The 24,164-nt window shown below is 64.3% G+C and carries 20 protein-coding genes; 2 read left to right on the forward strand and 18 right to left on the reverse strand.

Going from position 1 to position 24,164, the window contains the following annotated elements:
- Position 1: 1 nt before the first annotated feature.
- The 12 genes from BSL82_RS05475 to BSL82_RS05535 form a co-directional block, all read right to left on the reverse strand.
- Positions 2 to 583 (reverse strand): OmpH/Skp family outer membrane protein, encoded by a 582-nt coding sequence (locus BSL82_RS05475; RefSeq protein WP_072596375.1) that lies wholly within the window; start codon positions 581 to 583, stop codon positions 2 to 4.
- Positions 583 to 3,228: an outer membrane protein assembly factor BamA gene (gene bamA, locus BSL82_RS05480; RefSeq protein ID WP_072596376.1), complete on the reverse strand. Its 2,646-nt coding sequence runs from the start codon at positions 3,226 to 3,228 to the stop codon at positions 583 to 585. The genes BSL82_RS05475 and bamA overlap by 1 nt, the downstream gene beginning before the upstream one ends.
- Before the next feature lie 90 nt (positions 3,229 to 3,318).
- Positions 3,319 to 4,458 (reverse strand): RIP metalloprotease RseP, encoded by a 1,140-nt coding sequence (gene rseP, locus BSL82_RS05485; protein WP_072596377.1) that lies wholly within the window; start codon positions 4,456 to 4,458, stop codon positions 3,319 to 3,321.
- A gap of 12 nt (positions 4,459 to 4,470) precedes the next feature.
- Positions 4,471 to 5,628 (reverse strand): 1-deoxy-D-xylulose-5-phosphate reductoisomerase, encoded by a 1,158-nt coding sequence (locus BSL82_RS05490; RefSeq protein ID WP_072596378.1) that lies wholly within the window; start codon positions 5,626 to 5,628, stop codon positions 4,471 to 4,473.
- Complete coding sequence (locus BSL82_RS05495; protein WP_226998638.1) at positions 5,629 to 6,411, reverse strand: phosphatidate cytidylyltransferase; 783 nt, start codon at positions 6,409 to 6,411, stop codon at positions 5,629 to 5,631. It abuts the gene before it with no gap.
- Positions 6,408 to 7,148 carry an isoprenyl transferase gene (locus tag BSL82_RS05500; RefSeq protein WP_072596379.1) on the reverse strand — a complete coding sequence of 247 codons (741 nt, stop codon included), beginning with the start codon at positions 7,146 to 7,148 and terminating at the stop codon, positions 6,408 to 6,410. The genes BSL82_RS05495 and BSL82_RS05500 overlap by 4 nt, the downstream gene beginning before the upstream one ends.
- Positions 7,145 to 7,702, reverse strand: coding sequence for a ribosome recycling factor (frr, locus tag BSL82_RS05505; RefSeq protein WP_072596380.1), 558 nt, complete (start codon positions 7,700 to 7,702; stop codon positions 7,145 to 7,147). Before frr ends, BSL82_RS05500 begins: the two co-directional genes overlap by 4 nt.
- A 3-nt stretch (positions 7,703 to 7,705) precedes the next feature.
- Positions 7,706 to 8,428, reverse strand: a complete 723-nt coding sequence (gene pyrH / locus BSL82_RS05510) for a UMP kinase (protein ID WP_072596381.1) — start codon at positions 8,426 to 8,428, stop codon at positions 7,706 to 7,708.
- Positions 8,429 to 8,543: 115 nt separating this feature from the next.
- Positions 8,544 to 9,467, reverse strand: a complete 924-nt coding sequence (gene tsf, locus BSL82_RS05515; protein ID WP_072596382.1) for a translation elongation factor Ts — start codon at positions 9,465 to 9,467, stop codon at positions 8,544 to 8,546.
- 91 nt (positions 9,468 to 9,558) lie between these two features.
- Positions 9,559 to 10,323: a 30S ribosomal protein S2 gene (gene rpsB / locus BSL82_RS05520; protein ID WP_072596383.1), complete on the reverse strand. Its 765-nt coding sequence runs from the start codon at positions 10,321 to 10,323 to the stop codon at positions 9,559 to 9,561.
- Between the two features lie 331 nt (positions 10,324 to 10,654).
- Positions 10,655 to 11,488 carry a CDP-alcohol phosphatidyltransferase family protein gene (locus BSL82_RS05530; protein WP_072596385.1) on the reverse strand — a complete coding sequence of 278 codons (834 nt, stop codon included), beginning with the start codon at positions 11,486 to 11,488 and terminating at the stop codon, positions 10,655 to 10,657.
- A 24-nt stretch (positions 11,489 to 11,512) separates the two neighbouring features.
- Positions 11,513 to 12,244 (reverse strand): phosphatidylserine decarboxylase, encoded by a 732-nt coding sequence (locus BSL82_RS05535; protein ID WP_072596386.1) that lies wholly within the window; start codon positions 12,242 to 12,244, stop codon positions 11,513 to 11,515.
- A 164-nt stretch (positions 12,245 to 12,408) separates the two neighbouring features.
- Between BSL82_RS05535 and BSL82_RS05540 the strand changes: the two genes are divergently transcribed.
- Together BSL82_RS05540 and BSL82_RS05545 are read left to right on the forward strand one after the other, a co-directional pair.
- Positions 12,409 to 13,629 carry an NADP-dependent isocitrate dehydrogenase gene (locus tag BSL82_RS05540; protein WP_072596387.1) on the forward strand — a complete coding sequence of 407 codons (1,221 nt, stop codon included), beginning with the start codon at positions 12,409 to 12,411 and terminating at the stop codon, positions 13,627 to 13,629.
- Between the two features lie 155 nt (positions 13,630 to 13,784).
- Positions 13,785 to 15,584 carry a cation:proton antiporter domain-containing protein gene (locus BSL82_RS05545; RefSeq protein ID WP_072596388.1) on the forward strand — a complete coding sequence of 600 codons (1,800 nt, stop codon included), beginning with the start codon at positions 13,785 to 13,787 and terminating at the stop codon, positions 15,582 to 15,584.
- A 2-nt stretch (positions 15,585 to 15,586) separates the two neighbouring features.
- Here BSL82_RS05545 and alaS read toward each other — a convergent pair whose 3' ends face one another.
- The 6 genes from alaS to dapA form a co-directional block, all read right to left on the reverse strand.
- Positions 15,587 to 18,256 (reverse strand): alanine--tRNA ligase, encoded by a 2,670-nt coding sequence (gene alaS / locus BSL82_RS05550; RefSeq protein ID WP_072596389.1) that lies wholly within the window; start codon positions 18,254 to 18,256, stop codon positions 15,587 to 15,589.
- 200 nt (positions 18,257 to 18,456) lie between these two features.
- Entirely contained in the window at positions 18,457 to 19,536 is a 1,080-nt protein-coding gene (gene recA, locus BSL82_RS05555) for a recombinase RecA (protein ID WP_072596390.1), read from the reverse strand.
- A gap of 103 nt (positions 19,537 to 19,639) precedes the next feature.
- Positions 19,640 to 22,084, reverse strand: a complete 2,445-nt coding sequence (locus BSL82_RS05560) for an ATP-binding protein (protein WP_083579062.1) — start codon at positions 22,082 to 22,084, stop codon at positions 19,640 to 19,642.
- A gap of 93 nt (positions 22,085 to 22,177) precedes the next feature.
- Complete coding sequence (locus BSL82_RS05565) at positions 22,178 to 22,723, reverse strand: DUF2062 domain-containing protein (RefSeq protein WP_072596392.1); 546 nt, start codon at positions 22,721 to 22,723, stop codon at positions 22,178 to 22,180.
- Between the two features lie 17 nt (positions 22,724 to 22,740).
- Entirely contained in the window at positions 22,741 to 23,223 is a 483-nt protein-coding gene (gene smpB, locus BSL82_RS05570) for an SsrA-binding protein SmpB (protein WP_072596393.1), read from the reverse strand.
- The gene (gene dapA, locus BSL82_RS05575; protein WP_072596394.1) at positions 23,223 to 24,101 is read right to left on the reverse strand and encodes a 4-hydroxy-tetrahydrodipicolinate synthase; all 879 of its coding nucleotides are present in this window, start codon (positions 24,099 to 24,101) and stop codon (positions 23,223 to 23,225) included. The genes smpB and dapA overlap by 1 nt, the downstream gene beginning before the upstream one ends.
- Positions 24,102 to 24,164 lie beyond the last annotated feature (63 nt).

Below are 24,164 nucleotides of genomic sequence, written 5' to 3' on the forward strand. Positions count from 1 at the left end.
ATCACTTCGCCTGGGCGGGCTGCGCCGGAGGCGTGGTCGATACGCTGGGCTTGGCCGCGTTCAGCCGCTTGACGACCTCGGCAGTGATATCGAGCGAGTTTGCCGCCTGGATGGTGGCGCCGCGGGCAAGGGCGATATTCGCGCCCTTTTCCCGCATGATCGCGGTGATGATCGGCTGGGCGGCGTCGTCGATCTGCTTGAGGACATGAGCCTGGCTGGCCTGAAGCGTCCGCTGACGGCCGGAAATCTCGGCCTGGGCGCTCTGCTTGCGGCCTTCGATGTCCTTCGCCTTGGCTTCCGCCGCCTGCTGGGTCAGCGTCTTGTTCTGAAAGCCGGTACGAAGCGCTTCCTCTTCCTTCTGGAAGCCCTCTGTCAGCGTCTTCACCCGTGCCTGAAGCGAGTTTGCCTGCCCCTGCAGCACTGCCTGCGCGCCCTTGCCTGCGCTTGAGGTGCTGATCACTTCTTCCATGTCGACGATCACGATCTGCGCCTGCGCTGCCTGCGCAAAGGCGGGCGTCGCAACGGGAAGCGAAACGGCAAGTGCGGTCGCCGCGAGCATGGCGGCCTTCAGGATGTTCCTCATCAGAATTGTGTCCCTATGTTGAAGGAAAAGAGCTTTGTGTTGTCCCCCGGTTCTTTCAGCAGCGCCTTGGCTATATCAATCCGGAACGGCCCGAAGGGAGAGTTCCAGTTGATGCCAAAGCCAACCGACAAGCGGGGTTTGGGCGTATCGCCGAAATAGAATTCCCTGAACGGCGGAATCGTGTTGGCCACCAGCGTGGGATGGCTACCCGGGCAGGTCTGAGTCGCGGATGCTACCACTCCACCAGAAGCATCGCTGCACTGGAATTGCCCGGCGCTGTTCAAAATCGGGCGAACAGTTGCGGTAGTGCGGTCATCAAGAGGTGGGCGGTTCGTACTCCAGAGAGCGCCGGCATCCACGAAAATCGACGGCCTCAAACCCATTTCGCGCGCGCCGGACCCGAGCGGTATCTCAAGCTCTGCCCGCCCCAGATAATAGAGCTTGCCGCCAAGCGCGTCGTCGGTTCGGCTGTTGTCGTCTGCCAGAAAATCGTTCGGGTCCGCAGTGGCGGTGTCGTAATAGCGCCGCACGACGCGCGGCCCCACTCCGCGAATGCCGAAGCCGCGGATCTGCGGCTCGCCAAGGAAAAAGCGGTCGGTAAGGCGCACGTCCTGACCCAACCCCTTGATATAGCCGCCTTCCGCGCCCAGCGAGAAAATGAACCCGCTGTCGCCAAGCCCCCAGAACTTCTTCGCCTCGGCGCGGGTGCGGAGATATTTCACGCTGCCGCCCAGCCCGGCGATGTCCTGGCTGATCACCACGCGCTGGCCCGCGCTGGGACGCAGCCGATTGTTCAGATTGTCGAAGACAAGGCTGTAACCGAGCGACGAGGTGGTGAAATCGCCTACCGCCTCGCAGAGATAACGGCCGGCAAGCAAGGGGTCGCACTCCGGCACGCCATCATTGTTGTTGTCGAAATAGAAGGTGTTCTTGTCGAGCGACACCTCGTCCTGGCTCAAACCATAGCGCAACGCGAATGACCAGAACTCGGTCAGCGGTGTCGCCGCCCTGATCTGGAACCCGGTCGTGGTCTGCTCATAGGTGGTGTTGCGGTCGCGCCCCTGGCCTATGTAGTTGAAGCTGTTGTAATCGCGACGGAACACGTCGCCGCCCAGGGCGATGTTCCGGTCGAACATGTAAGGCTCCGTAAAGCCCAGGTTCACCGATTTAGAATAGCTCGAATAATCGACGCTTGCGCGCAGTTCCTGGCCCTTGCCGCGGAAATTGCGTTCGGTGATCGACAGATTGACGATGAACTTTTCAAGGCTGGAGAAACCTGCCGACACCTGCAGCTCGCCAGTGGGCTTTTCCTGGACATTGACTTCCAGCACCACGCGATCGGGGGTGGAGCCGGGCTTCTGCTCTATCTCCAGATTTTCCTGGAAATAGCCAAGCGACTGGATACGGTCGCGCGAGCGCTTGACCTTGAAGCTGTTGAACGCATCCCCTTCGGCAAGGCGGAACTCGCGCCGGATCACCTTGTCCTTGGTGCGCGTGTTGCCGTTGATGTCCACCCGCTCCACATAGACGCGAGGCGCTTCGGCCACCTTGAAGGTGATCGTCATCGTCAGGTCGTCCTTGTCGCGGATAAACTCCGGCCGCACATCGGCAAAGGCATAGCCTTGCAGACCGGCGGCTTCCGCCATCGCGTCAACAGTGTTTTCAATCTTCTGGGCGTCGTACCAGTCGCCCTTTTCGACCCTTACCAGTTCCTGCAGCGTTTCGGCCTTCAGGTCGCGGATGTCGCTTTCGACCGTAACGTCACCGAACTTATAGCGCTCGCCCTCTTCCACCACATAGGTGATCACGAAATCGCGGCGGTCGGGCGTCAGTTCCGCGACGGCGGAAGCGACGCGAAAATCGGCATAGCCGTTGGTCAGATAGAACTGCCGCAGCTTCTGCTGGTCATAGGCCATGCGGTCGGGGTCATAGCTCGTGCCCGACGAAAAGAGGCGGAACCAGCGCGCCTGCTTGGTGGCCATTTCCGATCTGAGATCGCCGTCGGAGAACACCTCGTTGCCGATGATGTTGATCGCGCGGACCTTCGACTTCGGCCCTTCGTTGATCTCGAACACGACATCGACCCGGTTCTGGTCGAGCTGCACCAGCTGCGGTTCGACGGTTGCGGCGAACCGGCCCTGGCGGCGGTAAAGCTCGATGATCCGGGCCACGTCCGCGCGGGTTCGCGAGCGGGTGAAGATCTGGCGCGGAGCGAGCTTGATCTCGGGACGGATCTTGTCATCCTTCAGCCGCTTGTTGCCTTCAAGCACGATGCGGTTGATGACGGGGTTTTCACGAATGGCGATGGTGATCGCGCCATCGTCGTCCCTTATCGTCACATCGGCGAACAATTCGGTCCCGTAAAGCTCCTTCAGCGCCTGGTCCAATATCGCCCGGTCATAACGATCACCGACCTTCAGCGACACATAGGAACGCACGGTCTCAGGCTCCAGCCGTTCCGACCCCGTGACCGTGATCGAGCGGACCGTCCCTTGCACGTCAGGCACGGCGGCTGGGGGGGAGACGACGGCGGGGGCCGCGGCATCCGGCGCGGGTGCGGGTGCGGTCGCCTGCGCCCACAGCGGGGCGACCGGCGCAAGCGCAGTGCCCCCCAGGAGCAGCGCCGCCGCAAAACCTCTTGTCATTGACGATGAATGTTCAGGTCTTGCGCGAACTTGGAGAACCAAAATTCCACCCCTTTGATTCGATTTGGCCACCAGGCGCTTTCGTTTAGCCTATCCGGCGAGGTTCGCCAGCTTTTCCCATAGCCCGAGCGTCGAAAGGTCGTTCAGCGTCACGAGCAGCATGAGGGAGACAAGCAGCGCCAAGCCCGACAGAAAGGCCAGTTCCTGCGCCTTCGCCTTTACCGGTCGCCGCCTCACAGCCTCGATGGCATAGAACAGAAGATGGCCTCCATCCAACATCGGAACTGGCAGAAGATTGATGAATCCGAGATTAATTGAGATGAACGCCATGAACTCGATCAGCGGCTCCCAGCCAAGCGAGGCCGTCTGCCCCGCGAACTGCGCGATCTTGATGGGGCCGCCCAGTTCGTCCACCGCCCGGCGGCCGGTGATGACCTGCTCCAGCCCCTCGATCATCATGCCCACCAGATTGAAGGTGTGCGTGACGGATTTCGCCAGAACCGTGCCGACCGGCTCTTCCACGACCACGCGCTCCACCGGCGCGATTCCCAGCCGACCCATGCGGAAGCGGTTGCCGAACCGGTCCACCTGCTCCTCCGCGTCGAAGCGCACGTTCAGCACTTCATGGTCGCCGTTGCGGACGATGCGGATGTCGGCCATTTCGCCCGGACGCAGGCGGATATAGTCGGCGACCTCCTCGAACTGATCGATGCCCTTGCCGTTGATCGACAAAATCCGATCGCCCGGAAGCATTCCGAACCGCTCCGCCGCCGATCCGGGGATCACCTGCGAGACGACGGCAGGCGTCTGCGGTACGCCATAGGCCATGAAGAAGCCCGCAAAGACGAGGATGGCGAAAAGGAAATTGCTTGCCGGCCCCGCCAGCACGATGATCGATTTCTGCCACAGCTTCTTTGCCTGAAACGTCTGCGCCCGCTCTTCGGCCGGCAGCGACAGCCATTCGGCGTTGGGCGTGCTCGCCGGGCTCATGTCGCCTGCGAACTTCACATAGCCGCCCAGCGGCAGCACGGCCACCTTCCAGCGCGTGCCGCGCCGGTCGGTCCAGCCGAACAGCTCCCGCCCAAAGCCGATGGAGAACACGTCCGCCCTCACGCCAAAGGCGCGACCCGCCAGATAATGGCCAAGCTCGTGAACGAAAACGAGCAGGCCGATCACCAGCGCAAAGCTGGCAAGCGTCAGTAACAGTCCCGGCTGGGCCGCCTCAACCACTCTCGTTTCCCTTCAGTTGAGGCGGCGGACCGCCTGTTCGGCATGGTCGCGCGCTTCAAGATCGATGTTCAGGACTCCGTCCACGTCGTCCGGAGCGGGCGGATCATAGCAGGCGAGCGCGTCGGCAACCACCGCCGCAATGTCGAGAAAGCCGATCCGGCCGGACAGGAACGCGGCGACGGCCACCTCATTGGCGGCATTGAGGACAGCGGGCCGCGCGCCCCCGGCGGCAAGTGCCGCCTTGGCCAGCGCCAGCGCCGGAAAGCGGTCTTCATCCGGAGCCTGAAAATCCAGCCGACCGATCTTCGCCAGGTCCAGCCGCTCGCAAGGCGTCTCCATACGGTCCGGCCAGGCCAGCGCATAGGATATCGGCGTCCGCATGTCGGGCGTGCCCATCTGCGCAAGCACCGAGCCATCGACATATTCGACCATCGAATGGACGACCGATTGCGGATGGACCAGCACATCGAGCTGGTTGGCCAACACGGGAAAGAGATATTTCGCCTCGATCAGTTCAAGACCCTTGTTCATCAGCGTTGCTGAATCGACCGAGATTTTCGCGCCCATCGACCAGACCGGGTGGGCGACGGCCTGTTCCGGCGTTGCGTGGCGCATGGTCTCGATGTCCGCATCGCGGAACGGCCCGCCGCTTGCAGTCAGGATCACGCGCGCCACCCGGCTCGGCCAATCATGGTCGAAGCACTGGAAAATGGCGTTATGCTCGGAATCGACCGGCAGAAGCCGCACGCCGTGCCTCGCTGCGGCCGATGTCACCACCGGGCCGGCGCAGACCAGCGACTCCTTGTTGGCGATCGCGATGGTGGCCCCGGCCTTTATAGCAGCCATGGTCGGCTTCAGGCCCGCGCTGCCGACGATCGCGGACATCGTCCAGTCGACGGGGCGGCTGGCGGCTTCCTCCACCGCGCCCTGCCCGGCTGCGGCTTCCACTCCGGAGCCCGCCAGCGCCTCCTTCAGCGGCTGGTAGAGCGCTTCGTCGCCGATCACCGCCAGCTTCGCGCGGAGTCGCCTTGCGGTGGCCGCCAGCCCTGCAACGTCGCGATTTGCGGTTAGCGCCTCTATGGCGAAATCCTGCGGCGCGCGCGCCAGCAGGTCCACCGTGGATCGCCCGATGGAGCCGGTTGCGCCCAGAATCGATACCTGGCGGGCCATTCAGAGACCCATTCCGACGACCACGGCCGCAGCAGTCGCAAGCGCCACGGGCATGAATCCATCGACTCGGTCCATCACCCCACCGTGCCCCGGCAGCAGATTGCCGGAATCCTTCGCTCCCGCCCGCCGTTTCAGCCAGCTTTCGAAAAGATCGCCAATTTGCGCCAACACCGCCATCAGACCGCCACTTAGCCCCAACCAGCCGGGAAGTGCAAAATAATGCGCCGTCAGCCAGCCGACGACCAGCGCCGCCGCAACCCCGCCGAACAGCCCGGCCCAGGTCTTTGCTGGACTGATCGCGGGGGCAAGCTTTCGCCCGCCGATCGATCGGCCCGCGATATAGGCGAACACGTCGGTCGCGATCACCACCGCAAGAACCCAGACGATGATTTCCAGACCCCAGGGCAAGGCGCGGAGCCAGATGAGCGCCACCGCCGGAAGGCCGGCATAGGCCAGCCCGAAGGCCGGCGGCCCCGCAAACGGCAGGAGCAGGAGGCTGCCTGCGCCGATCAGCGCGGCGGCCATCAGCAGGCCTTCCAGCCGCACATCGACGATCGCCAGGGCAAGCCCAGCCGCCAGAAACGCGAGCGCCGCGCGATAGGCCCAGAGCTTCAACCGAGTCAGCCCGCGCCATTCGCCCAGCACCAGCGCGGCCGCGACCGCGATCAGGGCTGCAAAGACAAGCCCGCCGATCCACACCGCGGCGAATGCGACAGCGGCCAGAAGCACGCCGGTGACGGTGCGCAGTCGGACATCGGCAAGGCGCGCGCCCGGCTGGATCACAGCGCTCCGTAACGCCGGTCGCGCCCGGCAAAGCTTTCAACCGCCGCGGCAAGCGCGTCTGCGTCGAAATCAGGCCAGAGCGTGTCGACGAACAGCAGTTCGGCATAGGCCGCCTGCCAGAGCATGAAATTGGAGAGACGAACCTCGCCCGAGGTGCGGACAATCAGGTCCGGCGGCGGCAGGTCGCGGGTGTCCAGAAAGGAGTCGACGTCCGCCGCCTCGATCTTGTCGGGGTCTATCCGGCCCGCCCGGGCGGCGGCGGCGATCGCGCGGGTCGCGCGAACGATCTCGTCCTGCGCGCCATAGTTGAGTGCCAGCACCAGATTGAGCCGCGCGTTGCCCCGCGTCATTTCCATGCCATGCTCGATCAGGCTCACTAGATCACGGGAGAGCCGCTGATAATCGCCGATAACGCTCAGCCGCACGCCCTTTGCGTGAAGCTCGGCGATTTCCTTGCGAAGATATTCGTGAAGCAGCCCCATCAGGTCGCTGACCTCATCGGCGGGGCGTTTCCAGTTTTCGCTGGAAAAGGCGTAGAGCGTCAGCACCTCTATGCCGAGGTCGGGCGCGGCCTCCACGACGCGGCGCACCGCCTCCACGCCCTTGCGATGACCCATGATGCGCGGCAGGAAACGCCGCTTCGCCCAGCGGCCGTTGCCATCCATGATGATGGCGACATGGCGGGGGCCGGAATGCCCGCCCGCCATTGTCTTCCTGCGCGCAGGGGCCGTGCTCATTTGCCCAGGATTTCTTTTTCCTTGGCAGTGGCCACGGCATCCACTTCGGCAATGGTCTTGTCGGTCAGCTTCTGCACTTCGGCCTCAAGCCGCTTTTGCTCATCCTGACTGATTTCGCCCTTTTTTTCATCGGCTTTCAGGCCATCCATGCCATCGCGTCGCACGTTGCGCACGGCGATGCGCGCCTTTTCCGCATATTGGGACGCAAGCTTCGCCAGCTCCTTGCGCCGCTCCTCCGTCAGATCGGGAATGGGCAGGCGGATGTTCTGCCCGTCGGTGACGGGATTGAGTCCAAGCCCCGCCGAGCGGATCGCCTTTTCCACCGGCTGCACGTTCGACCGGTCCCACACCTGCACCGCAAGCATGCGCGGTTCGGGCGCGGTCACGGTCGCCACCTGGTTGAGCGGCATATTCGCGCCGTAGACCTCGACCGTCACCGGATCGAGAAGCGACGTCGACGCGCGACCGGTGCGCAGGCCGCCCAGGTCATGCTTCAACGATTCGACGGCGCCCGTCATTCGCCGTTCCAGATCGGCCTTGCTGTATGAAGCCATCCCCTAGTCTCCATTATCTACGATTGTCGCGGTGCCCCCGCCCCCCAGCACCCGGGCAAGATTGCCCTGTTCGCGGATGTTGAACACCACGATCGGAATATCATTGTCGCGGCACAGCGCCACGGCGCTTGCGTCCATCACCTTCAGGTCGTCTGCGAGCACCTGGCCATAGCCCAGCCGCTCATAGCGGGTTGCGCCCGCCACCTTCTTCGGGTCCGCATCATAGATGCCGTCGACCGACGTTCCCTTGAACAGCGCGTCGCAACCCATTTCGGCCGCGCGCAATGCAGCGGCGGTATCCGTGGTGAAGAAGGGATTGCCCGTCCCCGCCGCGAAGATGACGATCCGGCCCTTTTCCATGTGCCGCATGGCGCGGCGGCGGATATAGGGTTCGGACACGCTCGCCATCGGAATCGCCGACAGCACGCGCGTTTCGACGCCGATCTTTTCCAGCGCGTTCTGCATTGCAAGCGCGTTCATCACCGTCGCCAGCATGCCCATGTAATCGGCGCTGGCCCGGTCGAATCCCTTGGCAGCGGCGGCAAGGCCGCGAAAGATGTTTCCGCCGCCCACCACGATACAAAGCTGCTGACCGCCCTCGCGCGCCTGCGCAATCTCCTGCGCAAGCCCGGCCACTGTATCCGGATCGATTCCGAACTGGCCCGGACCCATCAACGCCTCACCCGATAATTTGAGCAGAATGCGATTGAAGCGGGATCGGGACATGGGCGCGATATTCACCTGATCTGGAGGTTGAGGCGGCGCACCTTATTGCGCGCATGCTCCCCTGCCAAGCCGGGGAATGACGGCGGGCGCACGGCCCGCCGTCCGTCAGGAGGGATCAGGCGCCGGCGGCGGCGGCAACCTCCGCCGCGAAGTCGCCCACTTCCTTCTCGATGCCTTCGCCAAGCTGGAAGCGCACGAAGGCGGGTACGGAAACGGGCGCGCCCAGATCCTTGCCGGCCTTGGCGATCACATCGGCGATCTTGGTCTTGCCGTCGATCACGAACACCTGACCCATAAGCGTGGATTCGCTCACGAACTTGCGAACGCCGCCCTCGACCATCTTTTCGACGATATCGGCGGGCTTGCCGGAACCGGCGGCCTTTTCGCGCGCGATGGCGCGCTCGCGCTCCACCACTTCAGGATCGATGCCGCCTTCATCCAGCGCCAGCGGATTGGCGGCGGCGACGTGCATGGCAAGCTGCTTGCCAAGCGCCGCAAGCTGATCGGCCGGGGCCGAGGACTGAACCGCGACGAGCACGCCGATCTTGCCCAGCCCTTCGCCGGCCGCATTGTGGACATAGGAGACGACGACGCCCGGATCGACGGCAAGCACCGCCGCCCGGCGAACGTTCATGTTCTCGCCGATGGTCGCGATATGGCCGGTCAGCACGTCCTTGACGGTCGCGCCCGCCGGGTGGGTCGCGGCGAGCAGCGCCTCGACGCTGTCGCCCGTCTCAAGCGCGATTTCGGTCACTTCGCGCACGAACTGCTGGAACTGATCGTTCTTGGCGACGAAATCGGTTTCGGCGTTCACCTCAACGACTGCGCCGCGATTGCCCTTCACGGCAACGCCCACGAGTCCGTCGGCAGCGGTGCGGCCTGCCTTTTTGGCGGCGGCGGCGAGACCCTTGGTGCGCAGCCAGTCGACCGCGGCCTCCATGTCCCCACCGGTTTCACCAAGCGCCTTCTTGCAGTCCATCATGCCAGCGCCGGTGCGCTCGCGAAGGTCCTTCACCATTGCGGCGGTGATATCGGCCATCGTTCAATCCTTCATCGTCTGTCTAAACTGGAGGAGCGCCAACCGGGTTCCGATCCCGGCGGCGCTCCCCGCGATTACCAAAGGCGGAGAGTTACGCCGCTGCGCCAGCCAGCGCTTCCTCTGCAGGCGGCTCGTCGCGCGCGCCCAGATCCTCGCCACGCGCCGCTGCGCCACCCTGGCGACCGGCGAGAACGGCGTCGGCCACCGCATCGCAGTAGAGGCGGATGGCGCGGCTCGCGTCGTCATTCGCCGGAACCGGGAAGGCGATGCCGCTCGGATCGGTGTTGGTGTCGAGCACCGCGATCACCGGAATGCCAAGCGTGTTGGCTTCCTTGATCGCCAGCTCTTCCTTGTTGACGTCGACGACGAACATCACGTCGGGCAGGCCGCCCATGTCGCGGATGCCGCCCAGCGACGCCTCAAACTTGTCACGCTCGCGCGTCATCTGAAGGACTTCCTTCTTCGTGAAGCCGTGCGTGTCGCCCTGAAGCTGCTCTTCCAGCGTCTTGAACCGCTTGATCGAACCCGAAATCGTCTTCCAGTTGGTGAGCATGCCGCCCAGCCAGCGGTGGTTGACGAAGTGCTGGCCGGAGCGGCGGGCCGCCTCGGCGATCGGGTCCTGCGCCTGGCGCTTGGTGCCGACGAACAGCACCTTGCCGCCATGGGCCGCCGTCTGGCGCACGAAATCCAGCGCGCGGGCGAACAGCGGAACCGTCTGCGAAAGATCGATAATGTGCACGCCGTTGCGGTCGCCGAAGATGTACGGCTTCATCCGCGGATTCCAGCGATGCGTCTGGTGACCGAAATGGGCGCCCGCTTCAAGCAGTTGCGCCATGGTGACGACAGGTGCCGCCATATTCATTCTCCTTACCCGGTTGATCCACCACGGGGAGGAACCAGGCATCGCCCGGCACCGGTATGATCCCCCGTGTGCGTGATGGCGGTGCGCTTAGCGCGAGGGGATGATGAAATCAAGCTTGACTCGTTGGAACAAATAGTGAACATTCCCGTTAAAGCTGCTTGATGCAGCATAAGGGAGGTAGACGACATGCTCCTTGATCTGATTGCAGTTACGGCCAGCGCCGCAGTGCTCGTCCTCTCGCTCGGCGTGATCGTTCACATGTTCACGGCGCATTGGCGGCAGATCAGAATGGCGCTCAACGCCGAAATCGCGCTTGGGCCAGACCCTATTCCGCCGGTCCGGCTCGTTCGTGCTCGTCCAGTTCGATCGGGGCCTCAGGCGCGGGCCCGGCAACTGCCGCTTGCCGCCTGATGCGGCGATAGCTGTTGAGGCTGAACGGGATCGCCACCAGATAGGCGATGGTGACCGCCGACAGCGTGACCCATGGTTCCACCAGCAGCGCGCCGCCGAAAAGCGCGACCCCCGCAAGCGCGGTCAGCCGCCAGCCCTTGGGCAGCCGGATCGACTTCCATGAATAGGTCGGCAGGTTCGAGATCATCAGAAAGGCGGTCGCGGCAAGCACGGGGGCCGTCACCGCCGGGGAACGGAACACATCGAGCCCCGTCACCAGCCACAGATAGACGGGCGCAAGCGCGACGCCTGCCCCCGCCGGGGACGGGATGCCGGTGAAGAATCCCGCCGATTTGTGCGGCTGGTCGTCCACGTCGAGATTGGCGTTGAAGCGAGCGAGTCTCAGCGCGCAGCACACCGCATGGGCCAGCGCGAATATCCATCCCAGCCGTTCGAAATGCTGGAGCGACCAGAGATAGATGATGATTGCCGGAGAGACTCCGAAGGCGATGACATCGGACAGTGAATCCAGCTCCGCGCCGAACCGGCTCTGCCCTTTCAGCAGCCGGGCGATCCGGCCGTCGGTGGCGTCGAGAATGCCGGCGATGATGATGGCGGTGACCGCCTTTTCCCATTCGCCGCCCACCGCAAAGCGTATGCCGGTCAGCCCGAAGCACAGGGCAAGCGCGGTGACCGCGTTCGGTATAAGCACGCGCAACGGCATCACCCGCCCGAACCGGCGGCGTTTTTCGTGGCCCTCCACAATCATGCCAGCGACCACCTCATGCCTTGTTCACTGCAGCACGCCGGCGGCAGGCACGAAATCGCCAATTATGCCCAGAACGGTCTCGCCCGCGATCGCACGCTGCCCGAGCACCACCTTGGGGGCTGTGCCGCTCGGCAGGAACACGTCCACCCTGCTCCCGAAGCGGATAAGGCCGATCCGCTGCCCGGCCACCACGATATCGCCCACCTTGGCGAATTTGACGATGCGCCGGGCGACCAGCCCCGCAATCTGGGTGAAGCCGACCTTCACGCCGTCAGGCCGCTCGACGACGAAATACTGCCGCTCATTGTCGTCGCTCGCCTTGTCCAGATCGGCGTTCAGGAACTTGCCCGGCACGTACACCACGCGGGACACCCGCCCGCCCACGGGCGCGCGATTGATGTGGACGTCGAACACGCTCATGAAGATGGAAACGCGGATGACGGGTTCCGGCTCCAGCCCGCCCTCCCCGCTCGTCAGTTCATGGGGCGGCGTGACCTCCTGGATCATCGTCACCAGTCCATCGGCGGGAGAAGCGATCACGCCCTCGCCGGAAGGCGTCGCCCTGACGGGGTCGCGGAAAAACGCGGCCACCCACAGGGTGATGCCGGCCATCGGCCAGGCGAGCGTCTCCCATCCAAAAAAGGCGAGGGCGGCGCAGATGACGGCCGCAATCACCACGAACTTGACGCCTTCGGGATGAACCGAAGGCATGCGGTATTTCACGGTCGTGCCCGGTGCGCTTTTGATAGATGCCATGAGGCGGTTGTAGGGCGCGGCAAGCCGACTGACAACGCCCTCCTTCGGTGCGGTGCGGAAAGAGACGCAAATGCAAAAATGACGCCTGTCGGGACGCCGGGCATTGTGAATCCTCCAAGCAGCACCTACAGGGCTCGCAACCTGTTTGCAGACATGAGGAACCGATGGCGAAGATCAAGGTGAAGACGCCTGTCGTCGAGATCGACGGCGACGAGATGACCCGCATTATCTGGCAATGGATTCGCGAAAAGCTGATCCTGCCCTATCTGGACATCGATCTCGTCTACTTCGATCTCTCCGTCGAGAAGCGCGACGAGACGGACGACCAGATCACCATCGATTCCGCCAATGCGATCAAGAAGTACGGCGTTGGCGTCAAATGCGCCACCATCACCCCGGACGAGGCCCGTGTCGAGGAGTTCAACCTCAAGCAGATGTGGAAATCGCCCAACGGCACCATCCGCAACATCCTGGGCGGCGTGGTCTTCCGCGAGCCGATCGTTATCAAGAACGTACCGAGGCTGGTGCCCGGCTGGACCGACCCGATCGTGATCGGCCGTCACGCCTTTGGCGACCAGTATCGCGCCACCGATTTCCGAGTCCCCGGCCCCGGCAAGCTGCGCATGGTCTGGGAAGGCACGAACGGCGAGAAGATCGAAAAGGAAGTCTTCGATTTCCCCAGCGCCGGCGTCACCATGGGCATGTACAATCTGGACGATTCGATCCGGGACTTCGCCCGCGCCAGCTTCAACTACGGCCTCAATCGCGGCTGGCCGGTCTATCTTTCCACCAAGAACACGATCCTGAAGGCCTATGACGGCCGCTTCAAGGACCTGTTCCAGGAGGTGTTCGACGCCGAATTCGCCGACCAGTTCAAGAAGGCCAACATTATCTATGAACACCGCCTCATCGACGACATGGTCGCATCGGCGCTGAAATGGTCGGGCAAGTTCGTCTGGGCCTGCAAGAATTATGACGGCGACGTCCAGTCGGACACGGTCGCGCAGGGCTTTGGCTCGCTTGGCCTGATGACCTCCGTGCTGATGAGTCCCGACGGCAGGACCATCGAGGCCGAGGCAGCGCACGGCACCGTCACGCGCCACTATCGTATGCACCAGCAAGGCAAATCGACGTCGACCAATCCGATCGCCTCGATCTTCGCCTGGACCGGCGGCCTGAAATATCGCGGCAAGTTCGACGATACGCCCGAGGTCACGCGCTTTGCCGAAACGCTGGAGCGGGTCTGCGTGGAAACGGTCGAACAGGGTCAGATGACGAAGGATCTGGCGCTGCTGATCGGTCCGGATCAGTCATGGATGACGACGGAACAGTTTTTCGAGGCGATCCGCGTCAATCTTGAAAAGGCGATGGCCGCGGGCGTCTGACCGCAAGCTTTCCGGCCGGGAGCGTACAGCACCGGCCGGACGCCATCCCGGTCGCGGCGGCGTCGCGCAGCCCCACCGTCGGCAGCCTTCCGTAACCTGGCGATGGTCATTCCTCCCCGCTGGCATTTTGCGCGCGCAGCCGCCAAGATGAACCAATGGCCCTGCCGATCGACTCCCCCGGCTTTCGTGAAACTCTGGTTGTGCTCGGCAGCGCGGGGCTTGTCATTCCCGCGTTTCACCGGCTGCGCGTCAACCCGGTCATCGGGTTCATCCTCGTCGGCCTGTTCGCAGGCCCCTATGGCCTGGGGGCGCTCACCGACGATCTTCCATGGGTCGCCTGGATTTCGATCTCGGACGCCGAACGGATAGAGCCGTTCGCTGAAATCGGCATCATTCTGCTGCTGTTCTCCATCGGGCTTGAACTCTCGTTCCGCCGCCTGTGGGACATGCGACAACTCGTGTTCGGCATAGGGTCTGCTGAACTGCTGCTGTCGTCGCTGCTGATCGGGGGAATTATCCTCGCGACCGGGTCAAGCTGGCAGACCGCGACGGCGCTCGGCCTTGCGCTCGCGCTGTCGTCCACCGCCCTGGTGCTGCCGATGGTCGGCACGCAAAGCCCGGTCGGGCGGGCCTCCTTCTCGATGCTGCTGTTCGAGGATGTGATGCTGGTGCCGATCATCTTCGCGCTCGGCGTGCTGGGGCCGCTGGGTGGCGGCGACGATCTGGACAGTCTGTTCAGGGTGCTATGGATGGGCGGCGCGACCGTCATCGCGCTTCTGCTGCTGGGGCGGATGCTGCTGCCGCGGCTGTTTCGACAGGCCGCGCGGACCAAGAACCCCGAGCTGTTCCTCTCGGCCGCGCTCCTCGTCATCATCCTTGCGAGCATGGCGACGACGCTTGCCGGGCTGTCACCGATCGTCGGCGCGCTGCTGGCCGGACTCCTGATCGCCGAGACGGAGTATCGCGCCCAGGTCGAGGTGATGACGGAGCCTTTCAAGGGGCTGGCGCTTGGCGTCTTCCTCATCACCGTAGGCATGAGCCTGGACCTGCCGTTCATCATCTCCAACTGGCCGATGCTTCTTCTGGCGACGGTCGGCGTGCTGCTGCTGAAGGCGCTGGTCACGTCGGGGCTGCTGCGGCTGATCCGGACGCCGGGCGGTGTCTCGGCCGAAGTCGGGCTACTGATGGCCTCACCCTCGGAAACGACTCTCATCGTTCTGGCGGCGGCGCAGGGGGCGCGGCTGATCGGGCCGGACACGGCCAGCTTCTGGCAGGTCGTGACCGCGATCGGGCTGACCGCGACGCCATTGCTCGCCCGGCTTGGCCGCGACGTCGCGCGGCGCGTGGACAGCCGGAGCGACGCGGGATTGGAGCTTCTGGAACAGGGGCACAACGGCCGAACCGTCATCATCGGCTTCGGCCGCGTGGGCCGCATGGTGGCGCAGATGCTCGAGCGGCACGGCAAGACCTTCATCGCCGTGGATGCCGATGCCGACACCGTCCGGCGCGCGCGCAACGAAGGCTATCCGATCGTCTTCGGGGACGTCGCGCGGCCCGGCTTCGTCGAAAAGCTGGACCTTGGCCATGCCGCGTCGCTGGTGCTGACGATGGACAATCCAGTACAGAATGTGGCGACCACGGCCCGCGCGCGCGAAAACTGGCCGGAGCTGTGCATCGTGGCGCGTGCGCGCGATTCCGGCCATGCGGGCGAACTCTACCGGGCGGGCGCGACCGACGCCGTGCCGGAGACGCTGGAATCCTCGCTCCAGCTATCGGAGGCCGTGCTTGTGGACCTGGGCGTTGCGATGGGTCCGGTGATCGCCTCGATCCACGAGCGCCGGGCCGAACTACGCGAGGAGATCAAGGCGCTCGCACCCGAGATGGACCGTGCGCCCTCGCTGCAACGAAGGCGGCTGCGTGACGCGGCGGGGACCGGCGACGACCCCCACGAATAACATCAGGCGGCTGCCGCGACCTGCTCCAGCGCCTGTCGCACCGCCTGCACGGCCGCCTGCGCCTTGTCGCCTTCGGGACCGCCGCCCTGCGCCATGTCGGGACGGCCGCCGCCGCCCTGCCCGCCAAGCGCGGCTACGGCCGATTTCACCAGATCGACCGCGCTGTGGGTGGCGACAAGGTCCTGGGTGACTCCGACGGCGACGCTCGCCCGGCCTTCGTTCACCGCCACGAGCACTGCGACGCCCGAGCCAAGCCGCTTCTTCGCGTCGTCCACCAGGCCGCGCAGGCCCTTTGGATCAAGCCCCTCGATCACCTGACCGATGAACGCATGGCCGCCGACCTGCTCCGGTCCGCTCGCCGTCTCCGCCCCGGCGTTTCCACCGCCGCCAAGCGCAAGCTGCTTTTTCGCATCGGCAAGCTCGCGCTCCAGCCTGCGCCGCTCCTCCACCAGTGAGGCGACACGGGCCGGAACTTCATCGGGGGAGGTCTTGAGCGCTGCAGCAGCCTCGCGCAGCTTGTCCTCGCGTGCGGTCAGCCACTGGCGCGCGGCCTCGCCGGTCAGCGCCTCGATCCGCCGGACGCCGCTGGCGACCGCGCTTTCGCTCAAGATCTTGAAGAGAGCAATGTCGCCCAGCGCCCCCACATGGGTGCCGCCGCACAGTTCGACCGAATAGGAACCCTCGTCCTTGCGGCCCATGGAGAGGACGCGCACTTCCTCGCCGTATTTTTCGCCGAAGAGCGCCATTGCCCCGGCGGCGATCGCCTCATCCGCGGTCATCAGCCGCGTACCGACCGGATCGTTGGACCGGATATGGGCATTCACATCCGCTTCGATCGCGGCGATTTCGTCGGCCGACAGGGCCTTTGGATGGCTGAAATCGAACCGTAGCCGGTCGGCTGCGACCAGCGAGCCCTTTTGCGTCACATGGCCACCCAGCCGCGCGCGCAGCGCCGCGTGCAGCAAATGGGTAGCGCTGTGATTGGCGCGAATCTGCGCGCGCCGTTCAGCGTCGATCGCGAGATGCACGCTGTCGCCGACCTTGACCGTTCCCGCCTCGATCGCGGCGCGATGTGCGTGGACCCGCCCGAGCGGCTTGGCCGTATCGCTGACCGCCGCCTTCAATCCATTGTCGCCGGTGATGGTCCCCGCGTCGCCCATCTGGCCGCCGCTTTCACCATAGAACGGCGTCTGGTTGACGATGATGTCGACCATATCGCCAGCGCCCGCGCTGTCGACCCGCTGCCCGTCCTTCACCAGCGCGATCACCTGCGCCTCCGCCTTGTCGGAGACATAACCGGTGAATTCGGTCGAGCCGCCTTCTTCGGCGATATCGAACCAGATGGCGTCCGACGCCTTTTCGCCGGACCCGCTCCAGGCCGCGCGCGCCTTGCGCTTCTGCTCGGCCATTGCGGCGTCGAACCCCGCCCTGTCCACGGCCAGATTCTGGGCGCGAAGCGCGTCTTCGGTCAGGTCATAGGGGAAGCCATAGGTGTCATAGAGGCGAAAGGCGATGTCCCCGGCCATGGTGTCGCCCGCCTTCAGGCCCGCCGTCGCGTCCTCCAGCAGCCTCAGCCCCTTGTCCAGCGTCTGGCGGAAGCGGGTTTCCTCCAGCTTTAGCGTCTCTTCGACGAGGGGCTGCGCGCGCACCAGTTCCGGATAGGCGCCGCCCATCTCGGCGACGAGTTCAGGCACAAGACGGTGCATCAACGGCTCGGCCGCGCCAAGCAGATGGGCGTGGCGCATCGCCCTGCGCATGATCCGCCGCAGCACATAGCCGCGGCCTTCGTTTGCGGGAAGCACGCCATCGGCCACGAGGAAACCGGCCGCGCGCAGGTGATCGGCGATCACCCTGTGGCTGGCCTTCATCGGCCCCATGGGATCGCTTTTCGTCAATTCGCCGGAAGCAGCGATCAGCGCCTTGAACGTGTCGGTATCATAATTGTCATGAACGCCCTGAAGCACGGCCGCGACCCGCTCCAGCCCCATGCCGGTATCTATGGACGGGCGCGGCAGATCGACCCGGGTTTCCTTGTCCATCTGCTCATATTGCATGAAGACCAGGTTCCAGATCTCTACGAACCGGTCGCCGTCCTCATCCGGCGAACCGGGAGGCCCGCCGGGGATGTGCTCTCCGTGATCGAAGAATATCTCGGAACAGGGGCCACACGGACCGGTGTCGCCCATCGCCCAGAAATTATCCGATGTCGCTATGCGGATGATGCGGCTTTCGGGAAGCCCCGCGATCTTGCGCCAAAGGTTAAAGGCGTCGTCATCGGTATGATAGACGGTGACCGTCAGCCGGGCGGGATCGATGCCCCAGCCGCGTGTGACCAGATCCCAGGCGAGGCTGATCGCCCGCTCCTTGAAATAGTCGCCGAACGAGAAATTGCCGAGCATCTCGAAGAAGGTGTGATGGCGCGCGGTATAGCCGACATTGTCGAGATCATTGTGCTTGCCGCCGGCGCGGACGCATTTCTGCGAGGACGTGGCGGTGCTGTAGGGGCGCTTTTCCAGCCCGGTGAAGACATTCTTGAAGGGCACCATGCCCGCATTGACGAACATCAGCGTCGGATCATTGTGGGGAACGAGCGGCGCCGAGGGCACGATCTGATGACCTTCGCGCGCGAAGTGGTCCAGAAATGATCGGCGGATGTCGTTCGTCGAGGTCAAGACCCGTCTCCAATGCACATTCGAGGCGGACTTAGGGGCGAAACGCGCCGGTGAAAAGGCCGGATGAAAGATTCGCCGGGAGTGTGGGCGGCAAGCGTCAGTCCTTTGCGCAGGCGATGGCCGCTCATGCGTCGGCATGCGCCACGCCAAGAACGGCGTGGCCGCCGCCGCGCCGTTCGCTGAACTATTCCACTGACAAATCAGGGCTCTTCGTCGCCGTCGCTTTCCGGATCGCCCATCAATGCTTCCGAAACGCCGGCCGCATTCGCGCGAATCGCCTGCTCGAGCCGGTCGAGAAGCTCTCTATTTTCCTTGAGGAAGGTCTTTGCGTTCTCGCGCCCCTGGCCGATCCGCTGCGAATCATAGCTGAACCAGGCACCCGATTTCTCCACGAGCCCGGCCTTCACGCCCAGGTCCAGGATTTCGCCGACCTTGGAGATGCCTTCGCCATACATGATGTCGAACTCCACCTGCTTGAACGGCGGAGCGACCTTGTTCTTCACCACCTTCACCCGCGTGGTGTTGCCGACAATCTCGTCGCGGTCCTTGATCTGCCCGGTGCGACGAATGTCGAGACGGACAGACGCATAGAATTTCAGCGCATTGCCGCCGGTGGTCGTTTCCGGATTGCCGTACATGACACCAATCTTCATTCGCACCTGGTTGATGAAGATCACGATGCAGCGCGAGCGGGAAATCGAGCCGGTGAGTTTCCTCAACGCCTGGCTCATCAGCCGCGCCTGAAGGCCGACATGGCTGTCTCCCATCTCACCCTCGATTTCGGCGCGGGGAACCAGCGCCGCGACCGAATCGATAACCAGCACGTCGATGGCGTTGGACCGCACCAGCGTATCGGTGATTTCCAGCGCCTGTTCGCCGGTGTCGGGCTGGGAGACGATCAACTCGTCGATATTGACGCCCAGCTTCTTGGCATAGACCGGATCAAGCGCGTGTTCGGCATCGACAAAAGCCGCCGTTCCACCATTTTTCTGCGCTTCGGCGATGGCGTGGAGCGCAAGCGTGGTCTTGCCCGAGCTTTCCGGCCCGTAAATCTCGACCACCCGGCCGCGCGGCAGGCCGCCGATGCCGAGCGCGATGTCCAGCCCCAGCGAGCCGGTGGAGACGGCCTCCACCTCCATGGCTTCCCGCGAGCCCAGCTTCATGGCCGAACCCTTGCCGAACGCCCGGTCGATCTGCGCAAGAGCGGCGTCCAACGCCTTTTGACGATCTGAAGCTGAAGTCATGTTCTTGGATTCCACCACCCGCAATTGAGCCGACATCTGAGCCTCCCGTAAACATGCGCGAGCCACGCATCAACGGATTTGGCATACCCGTTTTGTTCCATGAGAACAAGAGGGGAACTTTTGAGTGCGAACAACGCCGTCAGGCGCCCTCGCGCTCCCGCTTTTCCTGCGCCCTTGCAAGTGCGTCGCGAACCGCCTCGCCCAGCTGCTGGACCGAGAAGGGCTTCGGCAGAAAGGCGAATCCCGGCACCGAGATCGAACGGCGCAACTGCTCCTCGGCATAGCCCGACATGAAGACGATTGGCAGGTCCGGCCGTTCCTCGCGCGTTTTCGCTACCAGCGTCGGCCCGTCCATTTCAGGCATCACCACATCCGATATGAGCAGGTCTATGTGATCTTCCTCGGCGAGCCGCTCCAGCGCCTCCACGCCATTGGCCGCCGTGACGACCCTGTAGCCCTTGCGAACGAGCGCGCGTTCCGCCACCGCGCGGACGGTCGCCTCATCCTCCACCAGAAGAATGGTGCCGACACCCCAAAGCTCGTTGCCCTGCGCCTTGGAGCCGGTGGGCACTGCGGGCCGCTCCGTCCCTTCCCGCGCCGCGTGGACGGGCAGATAGATGGTGAAGCTCGCGCCGTGGCCGGGCTCCGATTCGGCAAAGATATAGCCGCCCGTCTGCTTCACGATTCCATAAACGGTCGAAAGGCCAAGGCCGGTCCCCTTGCCCACTTCCTTGGTGGTGAAGAAGGGCTCGAAGATGTTGGCGAGAATATCGGCCGGTATTCCGGCTCCCGTGTCGGAGACCTTCAGCGCCGTATAGTCGGCGGGCGGCAGGATATCCGCGCCCAGCCGCCGGGCGTCGGCGGCCGACACGGCGAAGGTGGAGATCGACAGCTCGCCCCCTTCGGGCATCGCGTCGCGCGCGTTGACGGCGAGGTTGACGATCACCTGCTCCAGCTGTCCGGGGTCTGCACGCACTGCACCCAGGCTTCTGCCATGCTTCACGGTCAGCGTAATCCGCTCGCCCAGCAGGCGCTTCAGCAGGTGCGACAGTTCGCCCACCACATCGGAGATCTGCAGCACCTGCGGACGCAATGTCTGCTGGCGCGAGAATGCCAGAAGCTGACGCACCAGATTGGCGGCGCGATTGGCGTTCTGCTTGATCTGGGTGATGTCGTCGAAATCGCTGTCGCCCGGCCCGTGGCGCAGCAGCATCAGGTCGCAATAGCCGATGATGGCGGTGAGGATGTTGTTGAAATCATGCGCGACGCCACCGGCGAGCTGGCCCACGGCCTGCATCTTGGTGGCCTGCGCGACCTGCCGCTCCAGCTTTTCCTGCTCGCTGTTGTCGGCAAGGTAGAGGATCACGGCGGGCAGGCCGAAACCCGTCACCCGCGCCAGGGTGAGCACGATCGGCTCTTCGGGCGCGGCTTTCAGCCTTATCCGCAGATCGCGAAGCGTGGGCTGGCCAGTCGCCATCTTGCGAATGGCGTCGGCGACCATCGCCTTTTCGTCTTCCATCACCAGATCGCTGGGATAGAGCACCTCCTCGCCCTCGCCGATGCCGGCGGCCCTGCAGAAGGCCTGGTTCATGAAGCGGAAGCGACCGTCGCGATCCGTCAGCGCCAGTCCAAGCGGGAGCGTTCCGAGCAGCGCCGGAATGGAGGCAGAGGATTCGGCGGCCCCTGCAGCGCGCCCATAGTCGCCGCCGGTTTCATCCAGCAGCAGGAACAGATAGGTGCGCGGCTCGTGCGGCTCCCCGCCCAGCGCAAGCTCCACCACCCGCACCGGATCGCGCCGCCCCTCTCCGTCAAGCACCCGGACCACGCCCGACTGATCGAGGTCGAGCAGGCTGGTGAGCGTGGCTTCCTGCTCCACCAGATCATCCCGGCCGATGGTGGTCCTGAACGTCGCATTGGCCGCAATGATCCGGCCTTCGCTGTCGGTGATGACGGCCGAGACGCCGGCGCGCGAGAACCATTCCCCCACATCGCCCGAGATCAATGCGCGCGCGGTGTCCCGGACGGCCGATCCGATCCGTTCTTCCAGCAGCCAGAGGCAGCATTCGTCCTTGCCCTCCATCCTTTTTATGGAAAGCACGCGGCGGCCGGACCCTTCGGCCGGGGCGAAAACGACGGTAGCGCTTCCCTGTTGCCATGCCTGCTGCTGCGCTCGGGCGACCGCGTCGACCGCCTCTGCGTCAGTGCCGGCAAGCTCGGCGGGCGCGCGATAGCCCCCGGCCTTTTCCGCCCAGGCCTGGTTCGCGCAGACGAGGCGGCCGTTAACGTCGCAAATCGCCGCCGCGCCGCCCATTGCATCCAGCGTCAGGCGGGTCGCCGTCCAGTCCGTCGCCGTCGCCGCCACCCGCGCGGCGGTGCGTCCGCGCGTGACGGCAAAGGTCAGTGCGGAAGCGCCGAGAATCACGGCCCCGAAGATCGCGCCCGACGCCACATCCTGAAGTGCCCAGCTTATGAGGACGGCCGACGCGAGCGCGGCGACCGTCGACGCGGCAGCCGCCATGGTGAGCATAACCCGGTCCCGGCGGGATGCCTGCTCACGAACGGGATCGGTCGGTAAGCCCTTCATGCCGGACGGAAACCTCTTCTCACTGCCACCCATAAGACACGCGTCGAGCGCCAGCGTCCACCCCCTCAAAGGGAAGGCGCACCATGAGAACGGTCAATGGCTCCGGCAAGTCCGGCAATGCTGGCGCCTGCGCCATTTGCGGGCGATCCAAATCCGCCAACCAAGGGCCGACAGAAAGTAGCCGATCACCGCACACACCAGGGCCAGGGTGACAAGGCCGGTCACCGTCGCCGGAGCCGCGTTGGAGAGCAGCCAAGCCAACCAATCGCTGATCCAGCCGTGCGCCTGTCGGGTGACCTCGGTATCGGGAGTCATGGAATCAAACTTCAGCATCCAGCTGCCGAGATAATAGGCGGCGACCCACAATGGCGGCGTGGTGAGAGGATTGGTGAGAAAGGTCGTGACCGCCGCGACCGGCACATTGGCGCGGAAGGGCAGCGCCAGAAACGCCGCGACGATGGTCTGCGCGACCGGGACGAGGATTCCGACGACCACGCCCAGCGCGACTCCGCGCGGGACCGAGCGGCGCGTGAACCGCCACAGTTCGGACCGCAAGACCCGGTGCGCCACCGGCCGAAGCCAGCGATTCCTCGCCACCTCCTCGCGTTGCGGCATGTTCTTCCTGATCCAGCCCGGCATGCCCACGGCGATTTGTCCTATCCTCTGTCCCGCATCAGGCGCGCCTGCTCGCGCTTCCAGTCCTTGGCCTTTTCCGCCTCGCGCTTGTCGTGTAGCTTCTTGCCCTTGGCGAGCGCCAGTTCCACCTTCGCCCGGCCGCGCTGGTTGAAATAGATCGACAGAGGAACCAGCGTCATGCCCTGCCGCGTCACCGCCCCGCCCAGCTTGGCGATTTCGCGGCCCTTCATCAACAGCTTGCGCGGCCTGCGCGGCTCATGGTTGAACCTGTTGCCGTGGCTGAACTCCGGGATGTTGGCGTTGACCAGCCAAAGCTCGTCGCCCTTCACCTCGGCATAGCTATCGGCAATCGTACCCTCTCCGAAACGAAGGGATTTCACCTCGGTCCCGGTCAGCGCGATGCCAGCCTCGAACACCTCGTTTATGGCGTATTCATAGCGCGCGCGCCGATTCTCGGCGACGGTTTTCGCCTTGTCGAAAGAGGCATTCTGGGGACGCGCCATCAGATAAGCCCTGCATGCTCCAGCGCCCGGTCAACAGCCTTTTGCGACGTTTCGGAAGGCCAGGTCATAGGCAGTCTGAGTTCCCCCGGCATTTCAGCACGCACGCGCGAAAGCGCATATTTGACAGGTCCGGGTGAAGCATCGGTGAACAGCGCGTCATGCAGCGGCCACAGCCGGTCCTGAAACGAAAGCGCGTCGGCCCAGCGGCCTTCGAGCATCGCCTTCTGAAACTTCGCGGACAGCCCCGGCGCGACATTCGCGGTCACCGATATGCACCCCCGGCCACCGCCGGCGTTGAACGCGAGCGCCATGTCGTCGTTACCGGACAACTGGCAGAAATCCGGCCCGCAATGATGGCGCTGGGAAGAGACGCGCGCGATCGCGCCGGTCGCGTCCTTCACGCCGATGATCGTCGGATAGTCGGCGGCAAGCCTCGCCATTGTCGCAACGGTCATGTCGACGGCGGCGCGGCCCGGAATGTTGTAGATAATGATGGGCAGGTCCGACTGTTCCGCCAGATAGGCGAAATGGCGATAGAGCCCGTCCTGGTTGGGCCGGTTATAATAGGGCGTCACCACCAGCGCCGCCGCGGCGCCGGCTTCTTTCGCGTGCTTCATGTGAAGTGCCGCGATCACCGTATCATTCGATCCGCAGCCGGCGATCACCGGCACCCGGCCGGCCGCCGCCTTGATGCAGATGTCGACGACGTGATTATGCTCCTCGATCGTCATCGTGGCGCTTTCGCCCGTCGTGCCGCACGGCACCAAAGCGGAAGAACCCTCGCGAATCTGCCAGTCCACGAACGACGTGAACGCCGCCTCGTCGAAACGGCCGTCGCGAAATGGTGTCACAAGCGCAGGGATGGAACCCTGAAACATGGCATTGCTCCTTCACCCCGGCCGCAAATACGCTATCATGCACCCATGTTATTGCGTGCCCGA

It is taken from the genome of Tardibacter chloracetimidivorans, from assembly GCF_001890385.1.
Lineage (GTDB): Bacteria > Pseudomonadota > Alphaproteobacteria > Sphingomonadales > Sphingomonadaceae > Tardibacter > Tardibacter chloracetimidivorans.

Bases quoted from the DNA above. Each gene is read 5' to 3' on its own strand.
- BSL82_RS05475 (WP_072596375.1), bottom strand. From the start codon at position 583: ATGAGGAACATCCTGAAGGCCGCCATGCTCGCGGCGACCGCACTTGCC.
- bamA (WP_072596376.1), bottom strand. From the start codon at position 3,228: ATGACAAGAGGTTTTGCGGCGGCGCTGCTCCTGGGGGGCACTGCGCTT.
- BSL82_RS05490 (WP_072596378.1), bottom strand. From the start codon at position 5,628: ATGGCCCGCCAGGTATCGATTCTGGGCGCAACCGGCTCCATCGGGCGA.
- BSL82_RS05500 (WP_072596379.1), bottom strand. From the start codon at position 7,148: ATGAGCACGGCCCCTGCGCGCAGGAAGACAATGGCGGGCGGGCATTCC.
- frr (WP_072596380.1), bottom strand. From the start codon at position 7,702: ATGGCTTCATACAGCAAGGCCGATCTGGAACGGCGAATGACGGGCGCC.
- pyrH (WP_072596381.1), bottom strand. From the start codon at position 8,428: ATGTCCCGATCCCGCTTCAATCGCATTCTGCTCAAATTATCGGGTGAG.
- tsf (WP_072596382.1), bottom strand. From the start codon at position 9,467: ATGGCCGATATCACCGCCGCAATGGTGAAGGACCTTCGCGAGCGCACC.
- rpsB (WP_072596383.1), bottom strand. From the start codon at position 10,323: ATGGCGGCACCTGTCGTCACCATGGCGCAACTGCTTGAAGCGGGCGCC.
- BSL82_RS05530 (WP_072596385.1), bottom strand. From the start codon at position 11,488: ATGATTGTGGAGGGCCACGAAAAACGCCGCCGGTTCGGGCGGGTGATG.
- BSL82_RS05535 (WP_072596386.1), bottom strand. From the start codon at position 12,244: ATGGCATCTATCAAAAGCGCACCGGGCACGACCGTGAAATACCGCATG.
- BSL82_RS05540 (WP_072596387.1), top strand. From the start codon at position 12,409: ATGGCGAAGATCAAGGTGAAGACGCCTGTCGTCGAGATCGACGGCGAC.
- BSL82_RS05545 (WP_072596388.1), top strand. From the start codon at position 13,785: ATGGCCCTGCCGATCGACTCCCCCGGCTTTCGTGAAACTCTGGTTGTG.
- recA (WP_072596390.1), bottom strand. From the start codon at position 19,536: ATGTCGGCTCAATTGCGGGTGGTGGAATCCAAGAACATGACTTCAGCT.
- BSL82_RS05560 (WP_083579062.1), bottom strand. From the start codon at position 22,084: ATGAAGGGCTTACCGACCGATCCCGTTCGTGAGCAGGCATCCCGCCGG.
- BSL82_RS05565 (WP_072596392.1), bottom strand. From the start codon at position 22,723: ATGCCGGGCTGGATCAGGAAGAACATGCCGCAACGCGAGGAGGTGGCG.
- smpB (WP_072596393.1), bottom strand. From the start codon at position 23,223: ATGGCGCGTCCCCAGAATGCCTCTTTCGACAAGGCGAAAACCGTCGCC.
- dapA (WP_072596394.1), bottom strand. From the start codon at position 24,101: ATGTTTCAGGGTTCCATCCCTGCGCTTGTGACACCATTTCGCGACGGC.